This window comes from Streptomyces sp. NBC_01525, from assembly GCF_045040405.1.
GTDB lineage: Bacteria > Actinomycetota > Actinomycetes > Streptomycetales > Streptomycetaceae > Streptomyces > Streptomyces benahoarensis.
This window is the reverse complement of sequence record NZ_CP109397.1, coordinates 6,148,152-6,171,456: the sequence shown is the minus strand read 5'-3', so window position 1 is coordinate 6,171,456 and position 23,305 is coordinate 6,148,152. Positions and strand designations below refer to the sequence as shown.

Here is a 23,305-nt window from a genome sequence, read left to right as displayed (position 1 = left end):
CGGCCCGGGAGGGGCGGGCCCGGGAGTTCCCCCGACTCCGCCCTGCGGGCCCGCCCCCTCCACCTTCGCCTCTTCCCCAGCACCGGACGGTTCGCCGTCCGGTGCTTCTTGCCGTTCCGGGCACCGTGCGGGAAGCCCATCAGCCGTCAGTTAACAGCGAGTTGATGGTTCGTTACGACAGAACTGATCTACGCCCCGGACTCTGGTCCGCGTGCAACCACTACGGCAGAGCAGCCCAGGACAGGACACCGTCCACGGTGTCCTGCGGCGACGTGCCCGGAGCCATCCGGACCGGCCGTTCCTCTCCTTCCTGGACGAGTCGGGTGCGGTCACGACGATCAGCTACGGCGAGATGGACCGCCGCGCCGAGCGGATGGCCGACCTTCTGGTCAGCCGGGGCATCGGGCCCGGCAGCCGCTTCCACGTCCATCTGACCAATCGCCCCGAGTTCTTCGACGCGTGGTTCGGCGCGGCGAAGGCGGGCGCCGTCATGGTCCCCACCAACCCGCTCTCCACCGCAGCCGAGCTCTCCTATGTCCTCTCCCACGCCGAGTGCCGGCTGAGCCTGACCCAGCCCGAACTGCTCACCGCCGCACAGGTCGCCGCCATCGACTCGCCCTGCTGCGAGCAGCTGCTGGTGACCGGGTCGGAGTCGCTGGAGCGGGCGCTCGCCACGGCGTCTGCGCGGCCCGCGCAGACGGTGGACGATCCGTCCGCGCCGCTCGGGGTGCTGTACACCTCCGGCACCACCAGCCGCCCCAAGGGCGTCGTCGTGCCGCATGCGGCGTATCTGCACTCCGGTGAGGTGGTGGCCCGGCAGCTGCGGTTGCGGCAGGAGGACCGGCAGCTGATCGTGCTGCCACTGTTCCACGGCAACGCGCAGTACTACTCCTCGATGTCCGCGCTGGTCACCGGCGCGTCGCTCGCGCTGACCCCGCGGTTCAGCGCCTCCCGCTGGTCCGAGCAGGCGGTACGGCTCAACGCGACGGTGGCGAGCCTGTTCGCCGCGCCGATCCGGATGATCCTGGCGCAGCAGCCGTCGGCGCACGACACCGGGCACCGGCTGCGGGCGGTGCTGTTCGCGCAGAACGTCACCGACGCCCAACTGGCGGAGTTCGAGGGCCGGTTCCAGGTGCCGCTGCTCCAGCTGTACGGCATGACCGAGACCGTCGCGCCGCCGCTGATGAACCCGCTGCACGGGCGGCGCCGCAACCAGAGCATGGGCCGCCCGGTGTCCGGGGCGCGGCTGCGGGTGGTCGACGAACGGCTGCGGGACGTCGTCCGCGGCCAGAGCGGCGAACTGCTGGTGGGCGGCGTACCGGGGCGCACGCTGATGGCCGGCTATCTGGGCGATCCGCAGGCGACGGCCGAGGCGATGGGCGGCGGCTGGCTGCGGACCGGGGACCACGTCCGGGTGGACTCCGACGGGTTCGTGCACTTCGTGGACCGCGGCAAGGACGTCATCAAGCGCGCGGGCGAGAACGTGTCGTCGAGCGAGATCGAGCGGGTCGTCAACGCGCACCCGGCGGTCTTCGAGTCGGCGGCCGTAGGGGTCCCGGACCCGATCCGGGACGAGACGGTGAAGGTCTTCGTCGTCCTCAACGGTCAACACCCCCTCGCCGAGGGTGAGTTGATCGAGTGGTGTGCGGCCAGGCTGGCGTCGTTCAAGGTTCCGGGGTGTGTGGAGGTCGTCGAAGGACTGCCGCGCACCTCGGTAGGCAAGATCCGCAAGCATCTGCTTCGCGGTCGCTGACCGGTACGGGCGCTGACGACGCCCGCACCGGTGGATATCCATCCATCAACATGAGGAGTATCCATGGAGTTCAAGCGCGCCGTCGGTACGCGCCGCACCACCCGCTACTACCAGGCATGGCGCCCGGTGGAGAAGGAGAAGGTCCAGAAGATCCTGCACGCCGCGCGGCTCCAGTCGCACCACGGCAACGCGCAGGAGGTCCGTAAGGCCGTCGTCATCACCAAGGGCGAGACCCCGGACGCGGTGCGCGACGGTCTGATCGACGCGGTCTACAACCAGCCGCAGGCCCACCAGGCGCCGGTCGCCATCGTGTGGTGCACCGACATGGCCGGGTGGGAGCCGCTGCGTCCCACGCTGCTCAAGCTGATCGAGTCGGGTTCCCTCACCTCCAGCTACGGCTGGAGCGAGGAGTTCGTCGACAGCGTCGTGATGAAGACGCCGGACTTCAACGTGCTTGCCGGTGACGTCGAGTTCGCGAAGTGGCTCAGCGCCTTCGAGTGCGGTCTCGGTGTCGGCTCGGCGCTGCTCGCCGCGACGGACGAGGGCCTGGGCACCGGTCTGGTCACCGGCCGCCGGGAGCAGATCCGTGAGCTGCTGAAGATGCCCGAGAGCGTCATCCCGACCCAGATCCAGCTGGTCGGCTACTCCGCCGAGAGCACCGAGGCCGGTGGCCAGCGGCCCCGCCCCGACTTCGAGGACCTGTACTTCGACGGCACCTGGGGCACCAGCTACGGGAACGACGAGTCCGTCGTCGCCGAACTGTCCGACGCCGGGATGATCCAGGCCGCCGCGCCGCTGCCGCACCGCAAGGCGGAGCTGCGTGCCCTGGCGGGGATGTTCGGTCTCCCCGAGTGAGAACCGAGCTGATGTCGGAGGCTGCGGTGGCGCCCGGTTCCCGGGTGCCGTCGCGGCCTTCGGCCCACCCCGACGGCTGCGCGGGAGTCCGCCGCCTGGCCCAGGCCCGCATCCCCACCGCCCACGGCGAGCTGCGCTGCGTGGCGTACGCGGCGGGGGGCGGCGTGGAACATCTGGCGTTCGTGGCGGGCGAGGTGTCCGGGGCGGCCGACGCCCTGGTGCGGCTGCACAGCGAGTGCGCCACCGGGGACCTCATGGGGTCGCTGCGGTGCGACTGCGGCGCGCAGCTCGACGAGGCGCTGCGGCGGGTCGCGACCGAGGGCACCGGCGCCGTGGTCTACCTCCGCGGCCACGAGGGCCGCGGCATCGGCATCGCCGCCAAGCTGCGCGCCTACCAGCTCCAGGACACCGGCCTGGACACGGTGGACGCCAATGTGGCCCTGGGGCTGCCGGTCGACGGCCGGGACTACGGCGCGGGCGCGGCGATCCTCCACGACCTGGGGATCACCGGCGTACGGCTGCTGACGAACAACCCCGACAAGGTCGCGGCGCTCGCCCGGCACGGCGTGCGGGTGGCCGACCGGGTGCCGCTGCTCGCCCCGACGCACGGCGAGAGCCTGCGCTATCTGCGGACGAAGCGGTCCCGGATGGGGCACCTCCTCGACGGCCTCGACTCCCCCGCCGCGGCCGGAACGCCCACCGGCCCCGGCAGCTCCGACCAGCCAGCAACCATGACGACGGCGTCGGCTCCTGCGACGGCGCCTGCTGAGGAAAGACCATGACCGACACTGCCTTTCACGAACTGATCACCGTCCAGCGGTACGCGGCGCACCTGTCGGACCTCGACACGAAGGACCGCGACGCCCGGCTCAACACCATCGCCGAGTTCGCCGAGTTCGTCGGCCGGACGCCGGACGAGATGATCGCGGAGATCTTCAACGAGGAGACCCGCAAGTACCGCAAGCGCGGTTTCTACAGCGACCGGGTCAAGGAGTTCTCCGCGGCGCTCGACGGCCCGCGCAACCGCCAGCTGGCCCGCGGCAACGTCATCCGGTCGTTCTTCATCGCCAACGGCCGCCGGATCCCCCCGGAGCAGCCGGACTGGATCTGAACGCCGGTGCGGGCCCGTCGCGGGACCCGCACCGCCCGGTCGCCGCACACCACGGGGCGGCCGGGCCGACGCGCCAGGGCGTGTAGTTCCGGTCTTCGTGGGCCTGTGACGCACGAAGACCGGAACTACACGCCCTGGACCGCCGACCCCTCGTGCAGCGGCGCCCGCCCGCGGTACCGGCCCACCTGAAGGGAGCAGACCCTTGCTGCCCACCCAGAGGCATCCACTCGACGACCTGCTCGGCATCCGCTACGAGGAGGTGTCCGCGGGGCGGGTGCTCGCCTCGCTGCTCCTGTCCCCGCGCATACACGGCGCGACGGGCACGGTGCACGGCGGCGTACTGGCGGCGCTGACGGAGAGCGCGGCCTCGGCGGGCGGGACCCTCAACACCGGGGAGGGGGAGGCGGCGGTCTGCGCGGACACCCATATACACCATGTGCGCCCGGCGGTGAGCGGAACGCTGCACGTCTGCGCGGTGCCCGTCCACCGCGGTTTCACCCAGCAGCTCTGGTCGGCGGAGGTCTTCGACGACCGCAACCGGCTGGTGAGCTGCGCCACGGTGCAGTTGCTGCATGTGGCGCGGGACCGGGCGGCCGCACCGGCCCACTGACGGTCCGCCGAGCCGTACGGCCCGCCCCCGGGAAGCCCGGGGGCGGGCCGCGGCGTGTCAGACGTCCGGGGTCTCCGCCCGGCGTCCCCAGGCGCTGGCCATCAGCGGCCCTCCGGCGAGCGGTTCCAGGAAGCGGGTCGGCGCCGACGGCCAGGCGGCGCCAGCCGGGGGCGAGGCCGAGGCGGTCGCAGATGTCGGCGGTGCCCGGGGCGTAGAGCGCGGAGATGTTCCGCAGCCGGGCGCGTTCCGCGTGCCACGCCGGGTCGCGTACACAGCTCATGGGCGGTCCTGTCGTTCGAAGGTGACGGCCAGTCAGGGGCAGATCGCCTCGGCGCGGGCCAGGTGCCCCGGGTCGCCCGCGTCCAGGTCGGCGTCCGGCCGCAGCCGCGCCCGCCGGTCCGCGACGCGGAAGACGTCCGGGACGGTCTCCGCGCAGTGGCCGGTGCAAGGAGTTCGGTGATGTGGGTCTCGCTCACCGGGGAGGCGAAGTCGGCGAGGGGTCGAACGAGCCGTCCCGTTCGGCGATGGCGTCGACGAGGTCGTTGACGGTCCGCTCGGTGAACGGCCGCATGTGGTTGATGCGGGAGGCGGACAGGGCCCGGACCACGAGGCGGCGCTGGTGGGTGTGGCGCGGCAGGTCGGCGAGGGCGAACACCTGCATCGCCTCGGGCACCGGCTCCTCCAGCGGCCAGGCAGCGCTGTAGGCGCAGGAGAACGCCTCGTAGTTGCGGTTGACCTCCTTCACCCCCTCGTACGAGGTGACCTGCACGGAGTCGAGTTCCGGGGAGTGGACGACGGGGCAGCGGGCTCGGTCGGCGGCCGGCTGCTGCCAGGGGGTGGGCGGCCTTGCCGTCGTACGGTTTGAAGGCGTACGACTGCTCCCCCGGGGCGGCCGTCGGCTGCCCGCTGACCGTGCTGTGCGGCGACGCGGACCCGGCCTGCGCGGTGTCCGAGGCCGACGCCTGGCGCCCGCACACCACCGGCGCGTTCGGCGTCTCGGTGTACCCCGGCGGTCACTTCTCCCTCGACGCGCAGGCCGCCGGCGTCGCCGCGGAGATCACCGGGGCGCTGACCGGCCAGTCCGCTCGGGCCTGCCCCCCCGGTCGGAGGGGCTCACGGTGCGCCCCTCCAACTGGGGGTACTTACCGCACACGCCCTTCGGCATGCTCATCCGCGATGGCCGACGACCAAGGAGAACAACGGTGATCAGCCGGCTGCGGCCACATCGCTATGGGTGGATGCCGCAGGACACGAGCGGTCTGGAACAACTGACCTGCCGGGAGCGGGAGGTCCTTCTCCTGGTGACCCAGGGCCTGTCCAACGCGGAGATCGCCGAACGCCTGGTGGTGTCGGCCGCGACCGTCAAGACCCACGTCGGACGGATGCTCGCCAAACTCCACCTGCGCGACCGCGTCCAGGCGGTGATCTTCGCGTACGAGTGCGGTTTCGTGCGGGCGGGACGGGACCGGACCGGTTGAACCGCCGGGCGGGGCGGCACGGGTACCGGCGGGGCGGCCGGACCGCCCGGCCGCTCTGCCCGGCCCGCTTCGGTCGCCTCAGCAGACCAGCCGCATGTCCCGTGGGGTGTCATCGGCGAGCAGGATCATCCGCTGCAACTCCCGCAGTTCCCGGGACGGTTCGAGGCCCAGTTCCTGCCGGATGGCGTCGCGGGCGCAGCGGTAGATCCGCAGCGCCTCGGCGCGCCTGCCCGAGCGGGACATGCAGAGCATCAGCTGCTGGTAGAACGCCTCGTGCAGCGGGTGCCGGGCGAGCAGGGAGTACAGGACACCGGCCATCTCCTGGTACCGGCCCAGGGCGATGCCGGACGTCACGAAGAGTCCGGCGCATTCGATGTGCGCCTCCTCCGCCCACCGTGCGCAGCCCCCGACGACCGGACCTCCGGCGACGCCGTCCAGCACCGTCCCGCGGTGCAGCGACAGCGCGGCGCCGAGCAGGTCGACGGCCCGCTCGTGGTGCCCGGAACGGGCGGCGCGGCGCCCGTCCCTCAGCAGGCACTGAAAACGGTGCAGGTCCAGTTCGCCGGGGTTGAGCCGCAGGATGTAGCCGGGTGCGGTGGTGGCGATCGGGGTGCCGGGGCGTCCCGGGCGGGTGAGGATCTTACGCAGTTGGGAGACGTGGACATGGAGGGAGGCGGTGGCGCGCCGGGGCGGGGCGCTGCCCCAGATCTCGTTGCTCAACTCGTCCCGGGAGACGACGTGGTTGGCCCGGATGAGCAGCGTCGCCAGCAGGACCTGCATCTTCGGTGCGCTGACCGGCGCGACGGCCAGATCATCGGTCACCCGCAGCGACCCCAGAATTTCGTACCGCACGAATGGCTCCTTGCTCTCCAGCTCACATTCCGTCATTTCCCGTGCACGCCGACGGTCGCGGTGCGGAAAGGGTTTCCGGCGCCCTGGATTTCACTCCTCCGGGCACCTGGAACGCACTTCTCGCATTCCCATTTTCGAAACCTTCTCGCGGGGAAACGCGGTGGGCAGCAAGTGTTCTGACGCACCACGTGCGCATCCGACCTTACTCTTTGCCGCCGAGCATACCGTCGCCGCTCGATAACTTTCCGTCAACTTAGCCGTGCGGCACCCCTACCGTGAACCCCAGTCTCACCAACCGAACCCCTAGGGAGACACCCCTAAATAGGGGTCCCGGGTTATTTTCCGCCGGTGGACAAGCATCGCGTAAATATCGCGAAGGAAGGGTTCATGACGTCCGGCGGCGGCCTCCGGGCCCGCCCACGGAACGGGCGGGAGGCCGTCACCATGGCCCCGTGTCAGTCGTACGCGTAGAAGCCACGGCCCGTCTTCCGGCCGAGCAGTCCGCCCTCCACCATCCGCAGCAGAAGGCGGGGCGGCACGTAGGACGGCTCCTTGTACTCCTCGTACCGGCTCGACGAGGGGCATCGCGGCGACGGGGTGGAAGCAGTGGGTGCCGATGGCCCCAGGCGCTTGCCGCGTGCGAGGGTCTCCTCGGGGGTGGGCTCCTGGACATCCACCTGGACGCAGGTGACCACGACAGGGTCGCCGGTGCGATCTCCGGCGTCGGCACCGGGCCGACGGCAGGGATTTCCGGACTTCCTTGTCCTCGGCGCCGCCGAACATCCCGACGTCCTCGGCGCGGAGATGAGCGGCGAGATATTCGCTCGGCAGCTCCAGCCGTTCGAGTTCTTCCGGTGCGGCTCCCCCGAGCAGAGCGTCGGCCAAGGAATCCACGACTTTCTTCCTCCCCGGCGATGCGCACCCACCGCGCGATCCGCGGGCCGAAGAATAGCGAGGCCATTTACGTGGGGCGGGGCAGTGGCCCGCGTATGCCTCGCCGGCCACCAACGGCCCGGCAAAGACTCCCCGTCGAACCGTAACGCTGGGTAGCCCCACACGATGCCCTCAAACCCCTATCGCCCCCTACAGTCCGTGTCCCCGGAATAAGGGGTCCCGGGGAATTTCCGAGAAACCTTCCACAAATTCCGGTACCCCTTTCCGGGGGTCCCGGTTCCGTACCCCCTTGAGTCCCCTGACATCCAGAAAGCGTGGGCTCCCTGTACACCGCATACGCGGCGGATGGCGGGGAGCGCAGGGCTCAGCGATGCCCGGCAAGCTCCAGCAACCGGGAGAGCAGTCCGGCCTCACGGAGCCGCTGCAAGGGCAGTTCCCCGAGTATTTCCAGCACCTGCTCATCATTCAGTCCGGCCGCCAGATCGACCGGGGCAGCAACGTTCCCGGCAACAGCGGGGGTTGATGCCGCGACGGCGCCCGACTCCTCCTGCGGAACCGCCTCCGGGAGCGGCCCCGCGGGCTCGGTGAGCGGGGCCGCCGGGGGGAGGGCGACCGGCGGGAGGGGCTGGCGGACGGCGGTGGGGGCGAGGGCTTCGGCGATGTCCTCGGGGCGGAACCCGGGTCGGGTCGCGAGATGCACGCTCATCCGGGCGGCGCGGGCCCGCAGCGTCGCGGCGGTGTCCGCCGGGGACGTGGCGGGCTCGGCGTCGGCCCGCCGGGTACCGGCGGCACCCGGCCGCACCCCGTCCACGGCCGCACCTGGCGCGGGCGCGGGCCTGCGGGCCCAATCGGACAGCACCAGATGGCAGGTCCCGCCGTCGCCGTACGCGCCGACGCCCGCCAGCACCGGTTCACTGCCCCGGCGCGACAGCGGCACCACGGCCCGGCCCGCCCCCTCCGGTGCGCCGGTCCACGCCGGTGCCTCACCGGTCACATGGGCCGAGGCGCGCAGACGCAGCACCGTCTTCAGGAGCGCGGCGGCGGCACCCTCCGGACGCGGACCGGCGTCGGCGGGCAGCGGCTCCCGCACCGGACGGCCGCCCGACCCGGCGGGGACCGCGCTCCGCACCGGGCTTGCGGTGGCGGCCAGTTCGACGAACCGGACCGCTGCGGCGTCGACCCGGGCGTGGGCGCGGGCCCGGCGCGCCGCCTCTTCCTGGGCGGCGCCCGGCCCGGCGGTGGCGCCGCCGTCGTGGTTCACGGCGCCGCCGCGTATCAGGCAGTGCACGGTGTCACCGTCGGCCAGCGCCCGGCGCAGCGTCTTGAGGACGAGGAGCCCGCCGTCGGCGTCCTCCGCCATGACGCCCGAGGACGCCCGGCGGACGGTGATCCCCCCGGCCAGCGCCTCCTCGCACTCGCCGCCGCGCAGCGCGAGACAGGCGAGGTGGACGGCGGTCAGCGCCGAGGACCGCGCGGTGTCGACGACCAGGCTCGGACCGCGCAGGCCCAGGGCGGCGGAGAGCCTGCTCGCGAGGGTGGAGCGGTCGGCCCCGGCCGCGCCGCGCCCGGTGGACCGGGGGCACTCCGAGGCACCCATGAACACGCCGGTGCCACTGCCCGCCAGGCCCTCGGGGAGGATCCCGGCGCTCTCCAGGGCCTCCCGGGCGAGGTCGACGGAGAGCCGCTGCCGCGGGTCGGGGGCGCCGACGTCCTCGGCGGGCACCCCCAGCGTCTCGGGCCCGAACCAGCGGGCCGCGCCGCCGGACCGCCTGCCGCCGTCCGGCCCGCCGGACGCGTCGGACGCCCCCGGGCCGTCGTGGAGCAGCCGCCAGAAAGTGTCGGGGCCGTCCACCCCGGGGAATCGGCAGGACAGTCCGACGACCGCGATGGCGTCGGCCTCCTCCGGCGCGGTCCGCCCCGCGCCCGTGTCCACCTCGGAAGCGATACCCATCTCATTCCTCTCGCCCGCCGCGCGCCGCGGCCGGATGTCCGGCAGACGGACCGGCCGCCCTGCCGCCGTTCCGCTTGTACCGCCCGCCGCTGTGTCCGTGTTCCGGGGCGGCTCGCGCCCCGCTCGCCCAACTCGGTGATCAGGACCGCCGTGCGCCCGATTCGGTTGCCTCCCGCACCAAGCGGGAAAGGCTCCGCCCGAAGGCGTCGCACCGTCTCCTGTCGCCGCCCTGCGGTTCCCCGGAACGACGGAACGCTCCGTCCTCCGATCGCCCGGCGACGTTCCGTTTCCGGCCCGGCGGGACCGCCGCGGCACGGGCCCGGCCGCCCGCTCACCGCGCGGCCCCGATCGTCCCCCACCATTGTTCCAGCCCCCGAACCCCCCACGCAGCGCACTCCCACCCCTACCGACCCCTATAAATTCCAGGTGAACGGGGGGTGTCCCCTGAAGAGGCGTCACATCCCGGCACGCCCCGAGGGATCGGCGTCCCGCCCCTCGTCACCGCCGTCCCCGACGCCACGGCGGACGTCGGGGACGGCCCGGCAACCGAGCGGGATACGGGCGTCAGCCGGTGCACCGCACGGCGACGGCGGACGCCGCGTGGTGGGCACCGTCGAAGCCGGAGCCGAAGTCGACGCCCTGGGTGTGGAGTTTGACGGCGAAATGACCGTCGCTGATCTGGAAGGTGCCACCGGACGCCCAGTCACCGCGCTTCTTGGTCTGGTCGACGGTGAAGTCCCCCAGGGCCTTACCGGTCGCGGCGGCGGACGCGAACACCGAATAGCGGGTCGGGTGCCCGCCGACATGCTTCACGTCGTCGTCCTTGGGCACGTGGACCCGCACCTGGCAACTCCCGGACTTCACCGGCCCGGTGGCGAAGGTCCACAGCGTGTAGTTGCCGTCGTCACCCTTGTCGCCGGCCATCGGCACGGAGACGAACGAGCCGTCGCAACCGTCCTTCGTCCAGCCGCCGCTCTTGTGCGTCGTCCACCCCGCGTCGCCGTCGGCGTAGGTGCCGTGCTCCTTGTAGCCGGTGGACTTGTCGGTGCAGCCCGGCCCGGCCATCGCGGTGTAGGCGGCGGAGTCGCCGCCCGCCGGGGCTCCGCCCTGCCCGCCGTCACCGGAACCGCCCGACGCCGCACCGCCGTCGGACTGCCCCTGATGGCCCTGCGGCTGATCGGCACCGGGCACCACTCCTGCGCCACGGCCCTGCCCGTCGTACTCGGACGCGGCGGCCGGCGGCTTCCCGCCGTCGTCGTGGTGACCGGTCAACTGGGAGATGAGGAAGGGGGAGCAGAGGAGCAGCACGCCGGCGATGCCTGCGGCGGCCACCATCGGTTTGGACAACCGGCCGCCCGTCGCCACCAAGCCCGTCGCGGTGTCGGACTCGGCCGACGCGGCGGTCGACGCGGCGGACTTGGCGGCCGTCGCCCGGCCGGTGCCGGACGCCGCGTCCGTCTCCCCCGCCGTCGCGGCAGGCGAGGCGGTGTCGGGGAGACGCCGGGCGGCGGACGTGGTGTCCGCGGAGACGACGGGCACGGTCGCGCCGTCCGTGGCGGGCGGCCTGCCGGCTCCCCCGGCCGACGGCGCGGCGGGCACGTCCGCCGCGGCCGCTTCGACGGCGGTGGCCTCGCCGTCCGCCGACGGCACATCGGCCGAATTCCGCTGCGCGCCGCCCCCCTTACGGGACTCTTCCGGCTCCATGGGCGCCATCATCTCCTCTTCTGCTGTTGCTCTGCGTGGATGTGTGGATGTACGGACGGGGAGGGCCGGGCGGCCGTCCCCTACGGGACGCGTCCGGGACCTGCCGTGGTGCGCCGCTCGGGCAGCGGCCGGACCTCCGCGACGCGCGCGCCACCGCCCGCGCGCCACTGCCCGCGCGCGACCGGCCGCCCCCGTACGGCACGCGGTGGGTGTCAGGTCCCATCTTCGTACCTCCGCCGCTTGGTGCGGGGCGGGGCGACATCGCCGTCAGGCGGCTCGGGGCTGTCCAGGTCCATGGCAGTGGTCTCCTGGTCCACCGGATCCGTGGCCTCGGGCCCGGAGTCTTCGGCCACCGGTGAGGGCTCGGACCCCGCGTCCGGCGTCGACGGGCCACCGCTCAGCACCTCGAAGATGTCGGCGCCGCCCTGCGCGGTCTGCTGGTCGGACATCTCGATGTCGCCGTCGGCGCCGTCTCCGTGGGAGGCAGCCGCGGCGGGGGCGGACGTCTCCGCTCCGTCCTCCCCGATCCAGAAGTCGCGGATGATTCCGGCGGTATCCATCTGCACCTTGATCGACAGGTTGTCGTGGCCCGGCACCTCATCGGTGTGGTACTCGGGTGTCGTGTTCCAGGCCCGGCCCCGACGGGCCACACGGAAGGCGAGGAGGCGGGCATCGTCCGCGGTGAGCCCGGCGGGCAGGTCCTTCAGATCGGCCTCCGTCTTGTCCCATGCGCGCGGGCTGAACGTGTGCCGCCGCTGGGCGAGCAGGTACGTGACGGTGTCGTGGCGGGTGGCGTGCGGCGCTTCCTTGTCGGCCGGGTAGGCGTCCAGCAGCCGCGCCACCTGCGGATCCGTGGTGAGACTCTCCACAGAACGGTTGAACAGCGCTGTGACGACCGCCTCCCGGTCATCGTCGGACCGCCAGCCTCCCGGCTCGGCCGGATCCGGCATCGGTGTCTGCTGGAGGGCGGCGGCCAGCAGAGTCCCGATGTTCGGGCCGGTCCACGCGAAGCCCAGGAGACGCTCGGCGTTCCGCTCCGGCTGATGCTGCTCCTCAAGGAGGCCCCTGAGTTTCCGGAACGTCTCATCCGACAGGTCACCGGGCCTGCCGTCCATGACGATCTCGAAGCGGATGAGCGGGTACCCGTCGGCCCGGCGCTCCTTGTTGTACGTCCGGTCGACCGTGGCCTGGACCTGCTGCACCAGCTCGGCCACCGCGCGCCTGTCGCTCTCGGGAAGGGATTCCGGCACGGGCAGTGCGGCTTCGAACAGCAGGGCCAGGTCGCCGTCGTGGAGCGCGACGTGCGAGACGGAGAAGTCGAGCGTCTTCCCGTCCTGGAGCGGCACCGTGAGACGCTGCCGCTCCGCGTACACGTTCTCTTCGCTGCCCCTGGACTCCCAGGTCAGCCGCGGTTGGTGCGGGCCGGGCCGTACCCAGACGTGCCGGCCTTCAAGGGTGTAGCCCTGGATGCGGACGCCGTTGCTCTCGCCCATCCACAGGTATCCCGCGTGGGGCCGGTCGAGTTGCCCCATCTGCCAGAGGAACCGGCCGCTGTCCAGGGCCCTGGTGTGGGCGTCCTGGACCGCGTTCCACAGCGTGTCCGCACCCCAGTCCCGCGGGAAGAGGAGGTGCCGCCCGCTCCTGTCGGCATCGGCGGCCGTGTGCCACGGCGTGGCGTCGGCCTTCTCGGTGACAGGACGGACGGTCGCCTTGAGGAACCACACCACGGTGGAGACGGTGCCGTTCTGGTTACCGGCCGACGGCTCTCCGTACAAGATGCCTTTCTTAAACGGGACGCTGTCGTGGAAGAAGTGGTGGCCGCCGAGGCCCTTGCCGCGGTCTCCGTAGAGGACGAACTTTTCCAGGGTGGGAGTGATGCGCGGCATGTCGTGGGGCAGGGCAGCGGGCAGTTCGCTTCGGAAGAGGGGCGCCTGGAGGGGGCGCCCGGTGCCCGGGTCGGTCTGGTCCTCGTGCGGCACGAAGTCGAGGATGGTGCCGGTGGCGTCGACGACGCCGCGGATGCGCAGGCCGTGGTAGATGCCGTCGAACTCGGTCTCGTCGGTGGTCGTGTCGGGGGTGCCGCCCCGCCTGCGCCAGTCGAGGTATGCCTGACGGGCCGTGTGGACGACCTCGTCCTCGGTCATGGTGTCGGGGAACATCAGCACTGTCACATACGACTCTTCCGGCTGCTCGTCCGGCTTGGCCGAGGGGCCCAGGAGGTCGCCGGCCGCGCTGTGGTGGGCGACGTGGTCCCTGACGCCCGACGGCCGGCTCCGGAACGTCGCCAGGTAGGTGTGGTTGGGCCGCATCGACCCGGCGACGCGCCGCGGACGTGCGCGGAACGTCGAGTGGTTGCGCGGCGCCAGCCGTCCGGGTCGGTTGGCGTCGGGATCGCCCCACAGCACCTTGTGCCGCACCTCCAGGGGAACGGTGCCCCCGCCGGGGGCTGAGGGCCCGGACCCGGGGGTGTCGCCCACGGCGGCCTTCACCTCCTCGGGCGAGAGCAGCAGCGCCTCCGTCGGGACCACGCCCTCACGCGTCAAGGAGCTGGTCAGAGAGTCGCTCCAGCCCGACGAGGTGTGTTCGCCCGTCCTGCGTGCCTGGGCGAGCTCCGCCCGTACGCAGGATGCCCAGAGCATCGCGAGGTCGTACGACGACCACCGCAGGTTCGGGGCCGTCCGATGGATCGCGGACGGCAGCTCCGAGCTCGGGACGCGGTCCCACTTGTCGACGAAGGTCGTCGACATGAGCGAGCCGTCCTCGTCCGTGGGGCGGATCCGTATGTCCCGGTACCAGTCCGCGGCGCCGAAGTCGTGCCCCCACTCGTGCGCGATCACTTCCGTCCTGGTGTTCGCGAACCACGTGGTTTTGTTCTCCCGGCCGGAGCCCGGATGCAGATGCACCTGATGGTGGGCGACGGCCTTCTCCCCGACGAACTCCACGGCGAAATGCACCAGGTCGCCGTTGGGGAAGCGGTGCCCGACGTTGTGGTACAGCTTCAGCGCGTACGCGGACTGGCCCTTCTTCCGCTCCGCGTCCTGCGGGGTGACCCCCTCGTGGCGGGTGAGGCGCGCCCGGATGGCAAGGCGGCTGAGCCGGCTGCCGTCGCCCAGCTCGAAGCGCCGCAGTTCGAAGCGCTGGGCGACTATCGGGCCGAGCGAGGTCATCCACCGCCAGAACGCCACCGAGGGAGCGTGCACCTGGAGGGGTGGGAGCGCGGCGACGAGCGGCACCGCCTTGACCCGGATACCGGGGTGGCACACCGCCTGGCCACCCCCTTCCGGCGTGACCATGCGATCGAGGTCCGGTGCCCTCTCCGCGGAGACGATCACACCGCGGGTACCCGGGCGGAACAGCACCGGCCCCGTGACGCCTCCCGGGAACAAGGCGGACGTATCGATGGTGCCGAAGCCCTCGAAGGTGATTTCCATGTTGCCGGAAAGGTTCAGCGGCGACTGCCCCGGACCGTGCTGCCCGGGGGCCGGGTCCTGTGCCGGTATCGCGGTGTCGAACTCCAGATTCAGCTCCTCGCCGATGTGGAACGGCATCTGCGGGACGGACACCAGCCGCGTGACGGGCCCGGTACGGGTGGGCAGCAGCCGCATGCCGGCCGCGGCGACGGAGGCGGTGGCCACGGCGTCGAGGTCGCGCTCGGCGAGCAGCTCCCTGAAGTCGTCCGGGAGGGCCTTGATGGCGAGTTGGGCGACGGCGGTCAGGGCGACCCCGGCCCCCGGTGTCGCGATGCCCTGCCCCAGCCTGTCGGCTGTGCCGCGTTGCTGGTCACCCATCCGCAGGTAGAGCCGCCTGTAGTCGTACTCGTCGAGTACATCGTCCTGGGTGAGGCGGGTCAGCGGATCATCGGCGAGCAGCCAGCCCTGGCGCCAGCGCTGCTCAAGGATCTGCTCCCCCTTCAGGGCCTGGTACTCCTGGCGGATCTGATCCCGCGTCGCGAACAGCCGCGCCAGCTCTTCGTAGCGCTCCTGGTGGACACCCTCGTAGCGGAACAGCCCGACGACGTCGTTCGTGCGGGCCAGGCTGCGGTTGCCGTTGGTGTGCCGGGTGTAGGCGAACTCGGGGCCGGCCGTGTGCACGGCGGCGCCCGGGGTGAGCTCGCCGTCCGCGTACGGCACGGAGGCGTACGCCTGGAAGAACTGGTGGAGTTCGTGGAAGAGATCGCGCAGCCGGTCCGTCAGGTTGTCCGAGAGTGCGGTGGGGATGTTGTCGTCGTCCCAGCCGGAGAGCCGGGACTCGACGGCCACGAGGTGCTGGAAGACGTCCTGCGGTCCGGCGGCACCCCTGAAATACGCATCGAGCACGTGGCGGACGTCGAGCGCCTCCAGGGCCTTGCGGACGGCCTCCCTACCGCCGAAGACGTCGCTCAGCGGTGAGAAGACCTCCTCGACCGGCAACCGCATGAAGTTGTCGTCGATGCGCACCGCGGCGTCTTCCAGCAGCATCGCGGTCAGCAGCGCGTCCACGGGCAGGGCCCGCCCGGCGTCCTCGTCGGTGGGCGGCCCCACCAGCCGCAGGAACTGCCGGGCCCGCTTGACGGCCTGTTCCGTCCGGAAATCCAGCAGGGAGTCCTGGGAGGGGGCAATGCCCAGCAGGGTCCGGGCGAGTTCGGGCTCGGCCGTTCGCTTGAGATGGTCGAGCAACTGCTCGGGACCGGCCTCGGAGCGGCGCAGTTCCCTCAGGGCCGGGACGGGCGGGGGCGTGGCCGTGCCCCCGGACGGCCCGGTCTCCTCGACCGTCCACGGCGTCACCTGCTCGGCCAGGAAACGGGCCACGGCGGTGTCGCGGTGCGGGCCGTCCCAGCCGTCGATGAGCGTGGAGTGCGCGTCGAGGAACGCGTCCAGCTGCTGCTTGCGCTTCCAGTACGAGACGTATCCCTCTCCGGGCAGCCGCGGCGAAGGAGTCCGGGCGGTCTCCGGCTGCCGCGACTGCTCCCAGGTCGCCAGGTGGGTGCGGAGCTGACGCCGCGCGTCGCCGGAACGGGTGCGGTCGCCCCGCGCCCACTCGTCCGGATTGGGACGCGGTTCCAGCTCCTGGCTCAGCGGGAAGGGCACCTCCGGGCCGGGGAACGTCGCCGCGGTGGCGGACGGGGCGGGCGGCACCGGCGTGGCAGCCGTCGCGGAGCTGTGGAGCACCTCGTTCGCGTGGCCCGCGGCGGACGCCGGGGGGTGCGGCACCGCACCGGGAGCGGATGACCCACCGGTGCCGGGGCCGCCGTTGCCCGGCCCGCTGCCGCCGCCGTCGCCCGGGGTACCCGGTTCCTGAGGGCCGTCCGTGCCCGGCGCACCGGCGTGGTCGGCCGCTTCGTGCGAGGCACCCGCGAGAGCGCTGAACTCCTTGTCGCGGCCCAAGGCGGCGATGCCTGCCGCCTTCCAGCGCTGCACTGCCCTGTCCCGCAGTCCCTCACGGAGCGTTCGCCACTGGTCCTCGCGCGCGGGCACCGGGGACTTCCGGCGCAGGAACCTCAGGTTCTCGTTGATCTCCACGGCGCTCGGTTCCATGCGGAACAGGTGGTACGCCACGGCGTCGAGGTCCACGCCGTCCTCCTGCCGGAAGAAGGCGTGGAGGCCGGTGTCGGTCCCGGTGCCCGGCGGCGCCTCGTCCACCGTGAAGGTCAGGGGGAGCTCGGTGCCCGTCACCGTGTGGTGGACCGCGTGGAGATGCTCCCGCAGCTTCTGCACGGCGGAGCGGTACTGCGCGTCGTCGATGCCGCTTTCCGCCGGAGGCCGGGACACCGTGACGGTCAGCTCCATGCCGAGCTCGCCGTCCGGCGACAACACATACCGGATATCGCCGGGCACGTCGCGGTGCGGCGACAGCCACACCCGCGTCGAGGCACTGTGCGCGGCGGCGTCGCGGGCGTCCCACCGGCCGGTCGGCTGCAGGGCGTGGGGGGACGGCCGGGCCCAGACGTGTTCCCCGTCGCGCACGAACCCGTCGATGCGCACGCCGTTTCCGATACCGCGCCAGAGGTAGCCGCCGTGGTACGGGGTGGTCTCCCCCGTCTCCAGCGCATGGGCATGTCCCCGTTCCAGAGCCGATTCCAGCTCATCGGACGACCACCGCACCGGGAAGAACTCGATCAGCTCCCCACGGCCAGGGGCGTGGTCCCCGGCCGTGGCGCTCTCCGAGCCGGACGGTTCCGTGGCCGCGGCGGGCGGGGGCAGCTGCCGCACCCAGACCTTCACCACGCCGTTCGCGTCCTCCCAGGGCACCCACTGCCGCGTTGCCGGATCCCCCTTCTTGCGCGGCCGGTACGCGAAGCCGCCGCTTTCCCGGTTGTCGGCGTTCGGGAGCATCCGGGCGGGGACGCCGCGGGCCGCATCGCCGTGCCGGAGGCGGTGCAGAAAGCCCTCGGTCACGCGCGGCGCCGGTACCGACCGGCCCAGGTGGGCGGGGGGCCGCTGTCCGCTCGGCATCTCGGTGACGAGGCCGTCGTCGCCGATGCCGGAATCGCTGTCGTGGAGGTCCTCGTCGGAGTCACCGTCGTGGGTGGTGCCCGCGTCGTCGGTGATCTTCGGCAGCTGCCGTGGGTCCGCCGTCGGCACTTCCTGGTTCCGCACGGTGCCCGTACCGGACGACGAGGACGACGGCCCCGCTTCCTCCGGCCCGAAGCCCTGGGAACCACCACCCGCGGAAGGCCGCTGCGGCATGCCGCCCGGCAAGCGGGTCAGGCGGCGCCCCTCCGAGTCGATCCACGTCGCGGCCCGCCGCCGCTCCTGCCACTCCTGCTCCCTCTCTCCTCCGCGGGCTGTGGCCAGCTCGTCCTGCCGCTCCTTCGGGAGCAGCGCCAGCGCCCTCTCCCGTTCGCGCTCCGACAGTTCGTAGGCGCGCTGCCGGGCGGCCGCCGCCCCCTCGTCGAGCAGGACGTCCAGCACCTCTTGGCGTGCCAGGCGTGTGGCGTCGCGCCGGGCACGGGTCTCGGGCGTCCCCACACCGCCCTCGACGATCACCGACGGCCACTTCAGGAGGGCGTCCGCCAGGGAGAGCAGCTGCGCGTGGGCCGGGGCGTCCGGCGCCCGGCGCCGGCTCGCGATCTGCTCCACCAGCTCCTGCGACAGCTCGCCCTCGTACGCGCCGGCCATCCGGCGCTGCTCCGCGCGCCAGTCGTCGGCGCGCTTCGCGGCGTCGGGGTGCTCCGCCCACGCCGGTGCCGGGGTGAAGTGGCGCGCGGCCTCCTCGGACGCGGTGAACTCCGTCAGCAGATCGGCGTGGAGCGTGGTGAGGAAGTCGTCCAGATGCCGGCGGAGGACCTCTTCGGACGCGGGCAGCGGCCGCTGGGCGGCCAGCAGGTGCTCCTGGACCCACTCCTGACGCTCCCCGTCGGTCAGCGGGCGCAGCGGGCCGCTGTCGTCGTGCGGCAGGCCGGTCGGCGAGGTGTCGCCGCCGAAGTGACCGGCGAGCGGGCCGTCGGCGCCGAACACCGCCTCCCACAGGGTCTCGGAGCCGTGCGGTTCGCCGCCCGGGGCGTCGGTGACGCCGGCGGTGTGCCGGGCCGCGCGGATCCGGATCATCCGGTCCACCAGGTCGGTGGCGGGGTCCGGCAGGACCTCGGTGCCGGGTCCGGTGGCGGTGGGGTGCTCGGTGGCCTGCGGGGGCGTGCCGGAGTCGGTGGTGACGGGGTGCGGGACGCCCGTGGGCGGCGTGTGCTGCCCGGTGCCCTGGGCCGGTGTGACGTGGTCCCCGGCGGTGGGGGCCGATGTGCCGCCGCTTTCGGTGGCGTGAGCCGTGGGCGGCTGCGGCGTGGTGGCGGCGGTGGACGAGGTGCGGTCGCCGGTGGTGGGGGGCTTCCCCTGAGTGCTGCTGTCGGTGGTGGTGACCTTCTTGGGTGACGGCACCGCCGCGGCGTCCTGGCCCGGTTTGGGCGTGGTGCTGGTGCGGACAGGGTCGTGGCCCGCGTCGGCCTGCGAAGCGGTCCGTTGCGGGTGCGGGGCGCCGGTCTGCGGAGTGTTCGCCGACGGTGCGGCGTTCCGGCCGGGGGTGCCGACGTGCTGCTCCTGCGGGGCCGCCCCCGCGGCGCCGGTGAGGTGCGTCGCGGGGGCGGCGCCGTCCGATCCGGTGAAGCTGTCGTCCGAACTGTGGGTGGTGAAGACCGTGTCGGTGTGGGAGACCGTGCTGAAGGTGTCGCTGTCGGCGGAACCGCCCTTGCCCGCGCCCGGAAACCCGGCACCGGAGTCGTCCTTGTCTCCCCCGACGTCCTTGCCGAAGAACTCCTTGCCGTCCTCCGACCCGTTCAGGGTGACGGAGTCCGAGGTACTGGTCGTGGCGCTGCTGTCCGTGTCCGACAGCAGCGGAGCGGTCCCGTCGTTCACCGCGGGCGAGCCGAACAGGCTCTCCTTGGCGGCCTTCAAACCCCCGCCCAGTGCCGTCACCGCCGGGTTGACGGCCTGGTCGTGGACGGCCTTCAAACCCCCGCCGACCGCCGCCATCGCCGGGTGGATGGCGTGCTGGGTGATCGGCGGCATGACGTACTCACCCAGGCCACGGCCCGCGGCGCCCATCACCATGCCGCCGAGGAACGCCCCGCCCGTCGTCTCGAACGTGCCGGTGTAGGTGTAGTTGACGACAGCGTCGGAGAGCGCGTTGTTGGCGCCGTCGGTCACGGTGCCCGCGGCCAGCCCGGCGAGGCGGTAGCGGAGATCACCTTCGAGGTGGGTGCCGAGCACGTCGCGGATGGCGTGGGGGACGCCCTCGCCGAAGAGCGCCTTCCCCTCGGCGCCGAGATGCTTGGCGGCCACCTCTTCCACCGAGAGCGGCAGCTCCTTCCCGGCGCCTGCCCCGAGTCCCGTGGCCGCGCCGGTCTCCACGCCCTCGCCCACGCCCTTGGCCGCGCCCCCGCGGACCTCGCCGGTATATGCCTGTGCCCACTCCTTGCCGAATGCCCTGGCCTCGTCCGCGGTCATCGCCCTGCCCCCGGCCGACACGGGTGTGCCGCCGAGGTGCTTGGCGAACAGATCACCGGTCTTCTCGGTGAAGGCGTGCGCGATGCTGCCCTTGCCGCCCTCGGCGCCCCTGCCGAGGAGGCCCTTGCTGAACAGGCCCTTCTCGAAACCGTTGGCCAGTTCGTTCCGGGTGTTGCCGACGAGGCCGGCGAAGTCCTCGGCGAACGCCTGCCGTTCGGCCTTGCCGAGCTGGCCGACGGGGGTGACGGTCGCGCCTTCGAAGAGGTGGCCGAACTCCTTGCCGAGCGCGCCCTTGACGCCGGTGCCGATGCGGTTGCCGATCCACTTGCCGATGCCGACGCCGATCAGGTCGAACGGCGCGGCGATGGCGCCGCCGATGGCCCCGGCCACCGTGGCCTGGCTCAGGAGGTCCGTGTCGATGGCGTCGCGGTGGCCCTGGCCGATCTGGATGCCCTGGATCACGAGGTCGACCGCGCCGCCCACCCCGGCACCGATCACGGCCTGCGCCGCGATGGAGCGCAGCAACGCCGCGATCACGTTCATGACGAATTCCTGGACCACCGCGTACTCGAAGCTCAGACCGAGCATCACGCCGGGGCCGAAGAAGAAGCTGAGAGCGGCCATCGCGGCCTGGATCGCGATCATCGCGATGGCCTGGCCGATGATCGACCACTTCGTGTGCTCCACGTCCGTGGCGGTGTCACCGGCGTTCTTGGCGAGCTGCTCGCACTGTGCCGCGGCGGCCGCGAGGAGGGGGTGGTCTCCGGAGGAGAGGTACTCCACCCAGTTGCCGAACTGGTCCGCGCTCGCCCCGCTGAACTCCCCGCTGATCCGCTGGGCGACCTCGATGAAGTACTCCCCGGCCTGCCGGAAGTCCCCCGCCGTCTTCCGGTAGGCGGCCTCGGCCTCGCGGAGCACGTCCTCGTCGGCCTGCGGCCATGTCATGCCGATGGCGTTGAGGAAGGTGATGACGTCCTGGGACGGCATGAGGGCCACAGCGGATCCCTTTCTGGTGCTGCTGTGTCGCGGGCGGGGCCCGCTGCGTGGAGCATGGCGGAACGCGGCAGGAGTGCGGCAGAGGGCGCGTCGGGAACGCTTCGGACGGTGTGTCAGGGGGTGCCCGCTCCGCTCGCTCCGGCCGTCCGGACCGCGTCGGCGCCGGACGGCCGGAGCCGAGGCGCAGGCACCCCCGGGTCACGTCTCCGCGTCACCTGCCGCGAGGCGAGGGTTCGCGCGCCGTCCGTCGTCCTGAGCCGCCTCCAGCACGTCCCACGCCTTGGCGAGCTGCTGACTGTCGTTCTCGGCCGCTTCGAAGAGCCGCATGACGTCGTCGCCGTCCTCGCCGGTCTTGGCCGAGACGTCGGACATCAGCGAGACGACCTTCCGCAGCACCTCCGTGGCCGGGTCGGCGATCTTCGTGTACTGGTCGTGGATCTCGTCGTTCGTCCCCGCCCCGTTCTTGTTCAGCGTGGCGATCTGCTCGACGTCGGCGCGCAGGGTGTCGATCTGCGCGGCCAGTTCCGGGTACGCGGCGAAGATCCGCCGGAGATCCCGGGTGGTCCTGATCTCCGTCACGGGTTCCGTCCTGCCTCAGTCACGGGTTCCGTCCTCGTGGTCGTCGCATCGGCTCGGGGCGGGCGCGGGTCTCCACCGCGACCGCCCCGGCGGGCCCGCCGGGCGGCGGCGCCGTCCCCGTCGCGTCATGCTCATGTGCCGCTCCCAGCAGGGCAGTTCGCGGACGAGGACGCCGCCGCGGGCACGACGCCGCCCTTGGCGAGACCGGCCGGGTCCAGGCTCGGCCCGGTGGGCAGCAGCTGCACCAGCGGGCCCGGGACGGTTACCGGTCGGGCGTTGTCGTAGCCCAGCTGCTTGGCCGCCGCCGGGGGCAGCGGGTAGACCGTGCCGGAGTCGGTGACGAGGTAGTCGGAGGCCCCGGCGCCCGCCGAGGACAGCGCCCGCACCAGTGCGCCGCCGCCCGGCCGCACCCAGACCCGGTCCGACGGCAGGCAGCCCGCCTGGACACCGGGCTGGTCGTTGGGGGCACCGGCCGGGACATCCTTCGCGTCCAGGACGGCGATGCCGGTCGTCGGGCCCTTGGCGCCGTCGCCCGGGGTGACCTTGGCGCAGACGTCCTGCGTACGGCCCGCCACCGCCAGGCGCGGCGCGGTCGCGGGCAGGCCCTGGGCGAGCGCGTTGCCCAGGCCGGAGGACGCCTGGTGGGCCTGGAGGTCGGCGGGACCGATGCCACGCACCTCGACGGCGGCGCCGCCGTACGCCTCCTTCTGCGTACGGGGGTCGCCGCGCAGCAGGTCGAAGAGGAGCGGCGTCAGCGGCACGAGCCCTTCCTCGCGCAGCAGGTAGCGCTGGCCGCCGGAGCCGGTGAAGAGCTGGCCGACGCGGCTGGGCGCACCGGCCAGCTCGGGGCCGTCGCCGCCGCGGCCCGGCACCGGGGGCGACGCGACGTCGGTGCCCGCGGTCAGGGTGTTGAGGAAGTCGTCCTTGACCGGCAGGGGGTCCTCGTCGGCCCAGCCCAGGGCGGAGTGCGCGCCGTGCTCGGTGTCGATGCGGTGCCGCGTGCCGTGCCAGAGGAGCTGCACGCCGCCCGACGGCGCCGTCACGAGGGTCCCGGTGCCGTCATCGAGGGCCCGGCCCGTTTCCGTGCTGCCGACGGCGACGCTCAGCAGCGTCCGTTTCTTGCCGTACGCGTCGGTGGCGCGCCCGGAGCACGCCAGCCAGGCACCGGTGTCCAGGGCGTCGGGCGCGGGGACGGAGTCGGGTGCGCCGACGATGCCGACGGGGGCGCCGTGCGGGGCGCCCCCGAGGGAGGCGGCGCTGACGTGCTGCACGGTCATCCGGGTGCCGGCGATGAGCTTCGCCGACGCCTCGTTGAGCACCGGGTGCAGGGCGCCGTTGGCGTAGAGGTAGCGGCTGGTGGAGTCGTCGACGAGGACGAGAGTGCCCGGTGTCTTCCACGAGGTGGCACCGCCCGGGGAGACGACCCCGTAGAGGGTGACGCCGATGGCGGCGAGCACCGCGACGACGGCGCCGCCGAGCAGACCGCGCTTGGTGCGGGCGCTGGGCGCGTCCGGGGCGTCGGGTTCGACGCGGAGCATGCCCGCCGACAGCCGGCTCCTCACGAACAGGTGGGCCTGGACCTGGTCCCGCCTGGATTGCATGTCATT

At 72.7% G+C, this 23,305-nt stretch carries 11 protein-coding genes and 3 pseudogenes; 6 read left to right on the top strand and 8 right to left on the bottom strand.

Annotated elements, in window-relative coordinates:
* The first annotated feature begins 211 nt into the window (after nucleotides 1-211).
* The 5 genes and pseudogenes from OG422_RS26795 (at nucleotide 212) to OG422_RS26775 (ending at nucleotide 4,329) form a co-directional block, all read left to right on the top strand.
* On the top strand, nucleotides 212-1,753 hold the full coding sequence (locus OG422_RS26795; RefSeq protein ID WP_405746476.1) for an AMP-binding protein: 1,542 nt from the start codon (nucleotides 212-214) through the stop codon (nucleotides 1,751-1,753).
* Nucleotides 1,754-1,816: 63 nt separating this feature from the next.
* On the top strand, nucleotides 1,817-2,608 hold the full coding sequence (locus tag OG422_RS26790) for a nitroreductase family protein (protein WP_143943580.1): 792 nt from the start codon (nucleotides 1,817-1,819) through the stop codon (nucleotides 2,606-2,608).
* An 86-nt stretch (nucleotides 2,609-2,694) separates the two neighbouring features.
* Nucleotides 2,695-3,390 (top strand): annotated as a pseudogene (ribA, locus tag OG422_RS26785) (GTP cyclohydrolase II); the annotation flags it as partial.
* A complete protein-coding gene (locus OG422_RS26780; protein WP_143943578.1) occupies nucleotides 3,387-3,719 on the top strand; it encodes a hypothetical protein in 333 nt (110 codons plus the stop codon). The pseudogene ribA and the gene OG422_RS26780, both read left to right, overlap by 4 nt.
* A 202-nt stretch (nucleotides 3,720-3,921) precedes the next feature.
* Nucleotides 3,922-4,329, top strand: a complete 408-nt coding sequence (locus OG422_RS26775; RefSeq protein WP_405746471.1) for a PaaI family thioesterase — start codon at nucleotides 3,922-3,924, stop codon at nucleotides 4,327-4,329.
* A 472-nt stretch (nucleotides 4,330-4,801) separates the two neighbouring features.
* Here the strand turns inward: OG422_RS26775 and OG422_RS26770 are convergent, their stop codons facing one another.
* Nucleotides 4,802-5,098 (bottom strand): hypothetical protein, encoded by a 297-nt coding sequence (locus tag OG422_RS26770; protein WP_405746468.1) that lies wholly within the window; start codon nucleotides 5,096-5,098, stop codon nucleotides 4,802-4,804.
* A 490-nt stretch (nucleotides 5,099-5,588) separates the two neighbouring features.
* Here OG422_RS26770 and OG422_RS26765 point away from each other — a divergent pair.
* Nucleotides 5,589-5,807 (top strand): annotated as a pseudogene (locus tag OG422_RS26765) (response regulator transcription factor); the annotation flags it as partial.
* Nucleotides 5,808-5,885: 78 nt separating this feature from the next.
* Here the strand turns inward: OG422_RS26765 and OG422_RS26760 are convergent.
* The 7 genes and pseudogenes from OG422_RS26760 to eccB all read right to left on the bottom strand — a co-directional run bounded on the left by OG422_RS26760 (nucleotide 5,886) and on the right by eccB (nucleotide 23,299).
* On the bottom strand, nucleotides 5,886-6,659 hold the full coding sequence (locus OG422_RS26760) for a BTAD domain-containing putative transcriptional regulator (RefSeq protein WP_405746465.1): 774 nt from the start codon (nucleotides 6,657-6,659) through the stop codon (nucleotides 5,886-5,888).
* Nucleotides 6,660-7,114: 455 nt separating this feature from the next.
* Nucleotides 7,115-7,231: pseudogene (locus tag OG422_RS26755) on the bottom strand (3-hydroxyacyl-CoA dehydrogenase family protein); the annotation flags it as partial.
* Nucleotides 7,232-7,917: 686 nt separating this feature from the next.
* A complete protein-coding gene (locus tag OG422_RS26750; protein WP_405746463.1) occupies nucleotides 7,918-9,504 on the bottom strand; it encodes a beta-ketoacyl synthase N-terminal-like domain-containing protein in 1,587 nt (528 codons plus the stop codon).
* 564 nt (nucleotides 9,505-10,068) lie between these two features.
* A complete protein-coding gene (locus OG422_RS26745; protein ID WP_405746460.1) occupies nucleotides 10,069-11,208 on the bottom strand; it encodes a hypothetical protein in 1,140 nt (379 codons plus the stop codon).
* A gap of 212 nt (nucleotides 11,209-11,420) precedes the next feature.
* On the bottom strand, nucleotides 11,421-21,119 hold the full coding sequence (locus OG422_RS26740; RefSeq protein ID WP_405746457.1) for a hypothetical protein: 9,699 nt from the start codon (nucleotides 21,117-21,119) through the stop codon (nucleotides 11,421-11,423).
* 198 nt (nucleotides 21,120-21,317) lie between these two features.
* Nucleotides 21,318-21,698: a hypothetical protein gene (locus tag OG422_RS26735; RefSeq protein ID WP_143940391.1), complete on the bottom strand. Its 381-nt coding sequence runs from the start codon at nucleotides 21,696-21,698 to the stop codon at nucleotides 21,318-21,320.
* 131 nt (nucleotides 21,699-21,829) lie between these two features.
* On the bottom strand, nucleotides 21,830-23,299 hold the full coding sequence (gene eccB, locus OG422_RS26730; RefSeq protein ID WP_405746454.1) for a type VII secretion protein EccB: 1,470 nt from the start codon (nucleotides 23,297-23,299) through the stop codon (nucleotides 21,830-21,832).
* Nucleotides 23,300-23,305: the final 6 nt, after the last annotated feature.

Bases quoted from the DNA above. Each gene is read 5' to 3' on its own strand.
- OG422_RS26790 (WP_143943580.1), top strand. From the start codon at position 1,817: ATGGAGTTCAAGCGCGCCGTCGGTACGCGCCGCACCACCCGCTACTAC.
- OG422_RS26780 (WP_143943578.1), top strand. From the start codon at position 3,387: ATGACCGACACTGCCTTTCACGAACTGATCACCGTCCAGCGGTACGCG.
- OG422_RS26750 (WP_405746463.1), bottom strand. From the start codon at position 9,504: ATGGGTATCGCTTCCGAGGTGGACACGGGCGCGGGGCGGACCGCGCCG.
- OG422_RS26745 (WP_405746460.1), bottom strand. From the start codon at position 11,208: ATGGAGCCGGAAGAGTCCCGTAAGGGGGGCGGCGCGCAGCGGAATTCG.
- eccB (WP_405746454.1), bottom strand. From the start codon at position 23,299: ATGCAATCCAGGCGGGACCAGGTCCAGGCCCACCTGTTCGTGAGGAGC.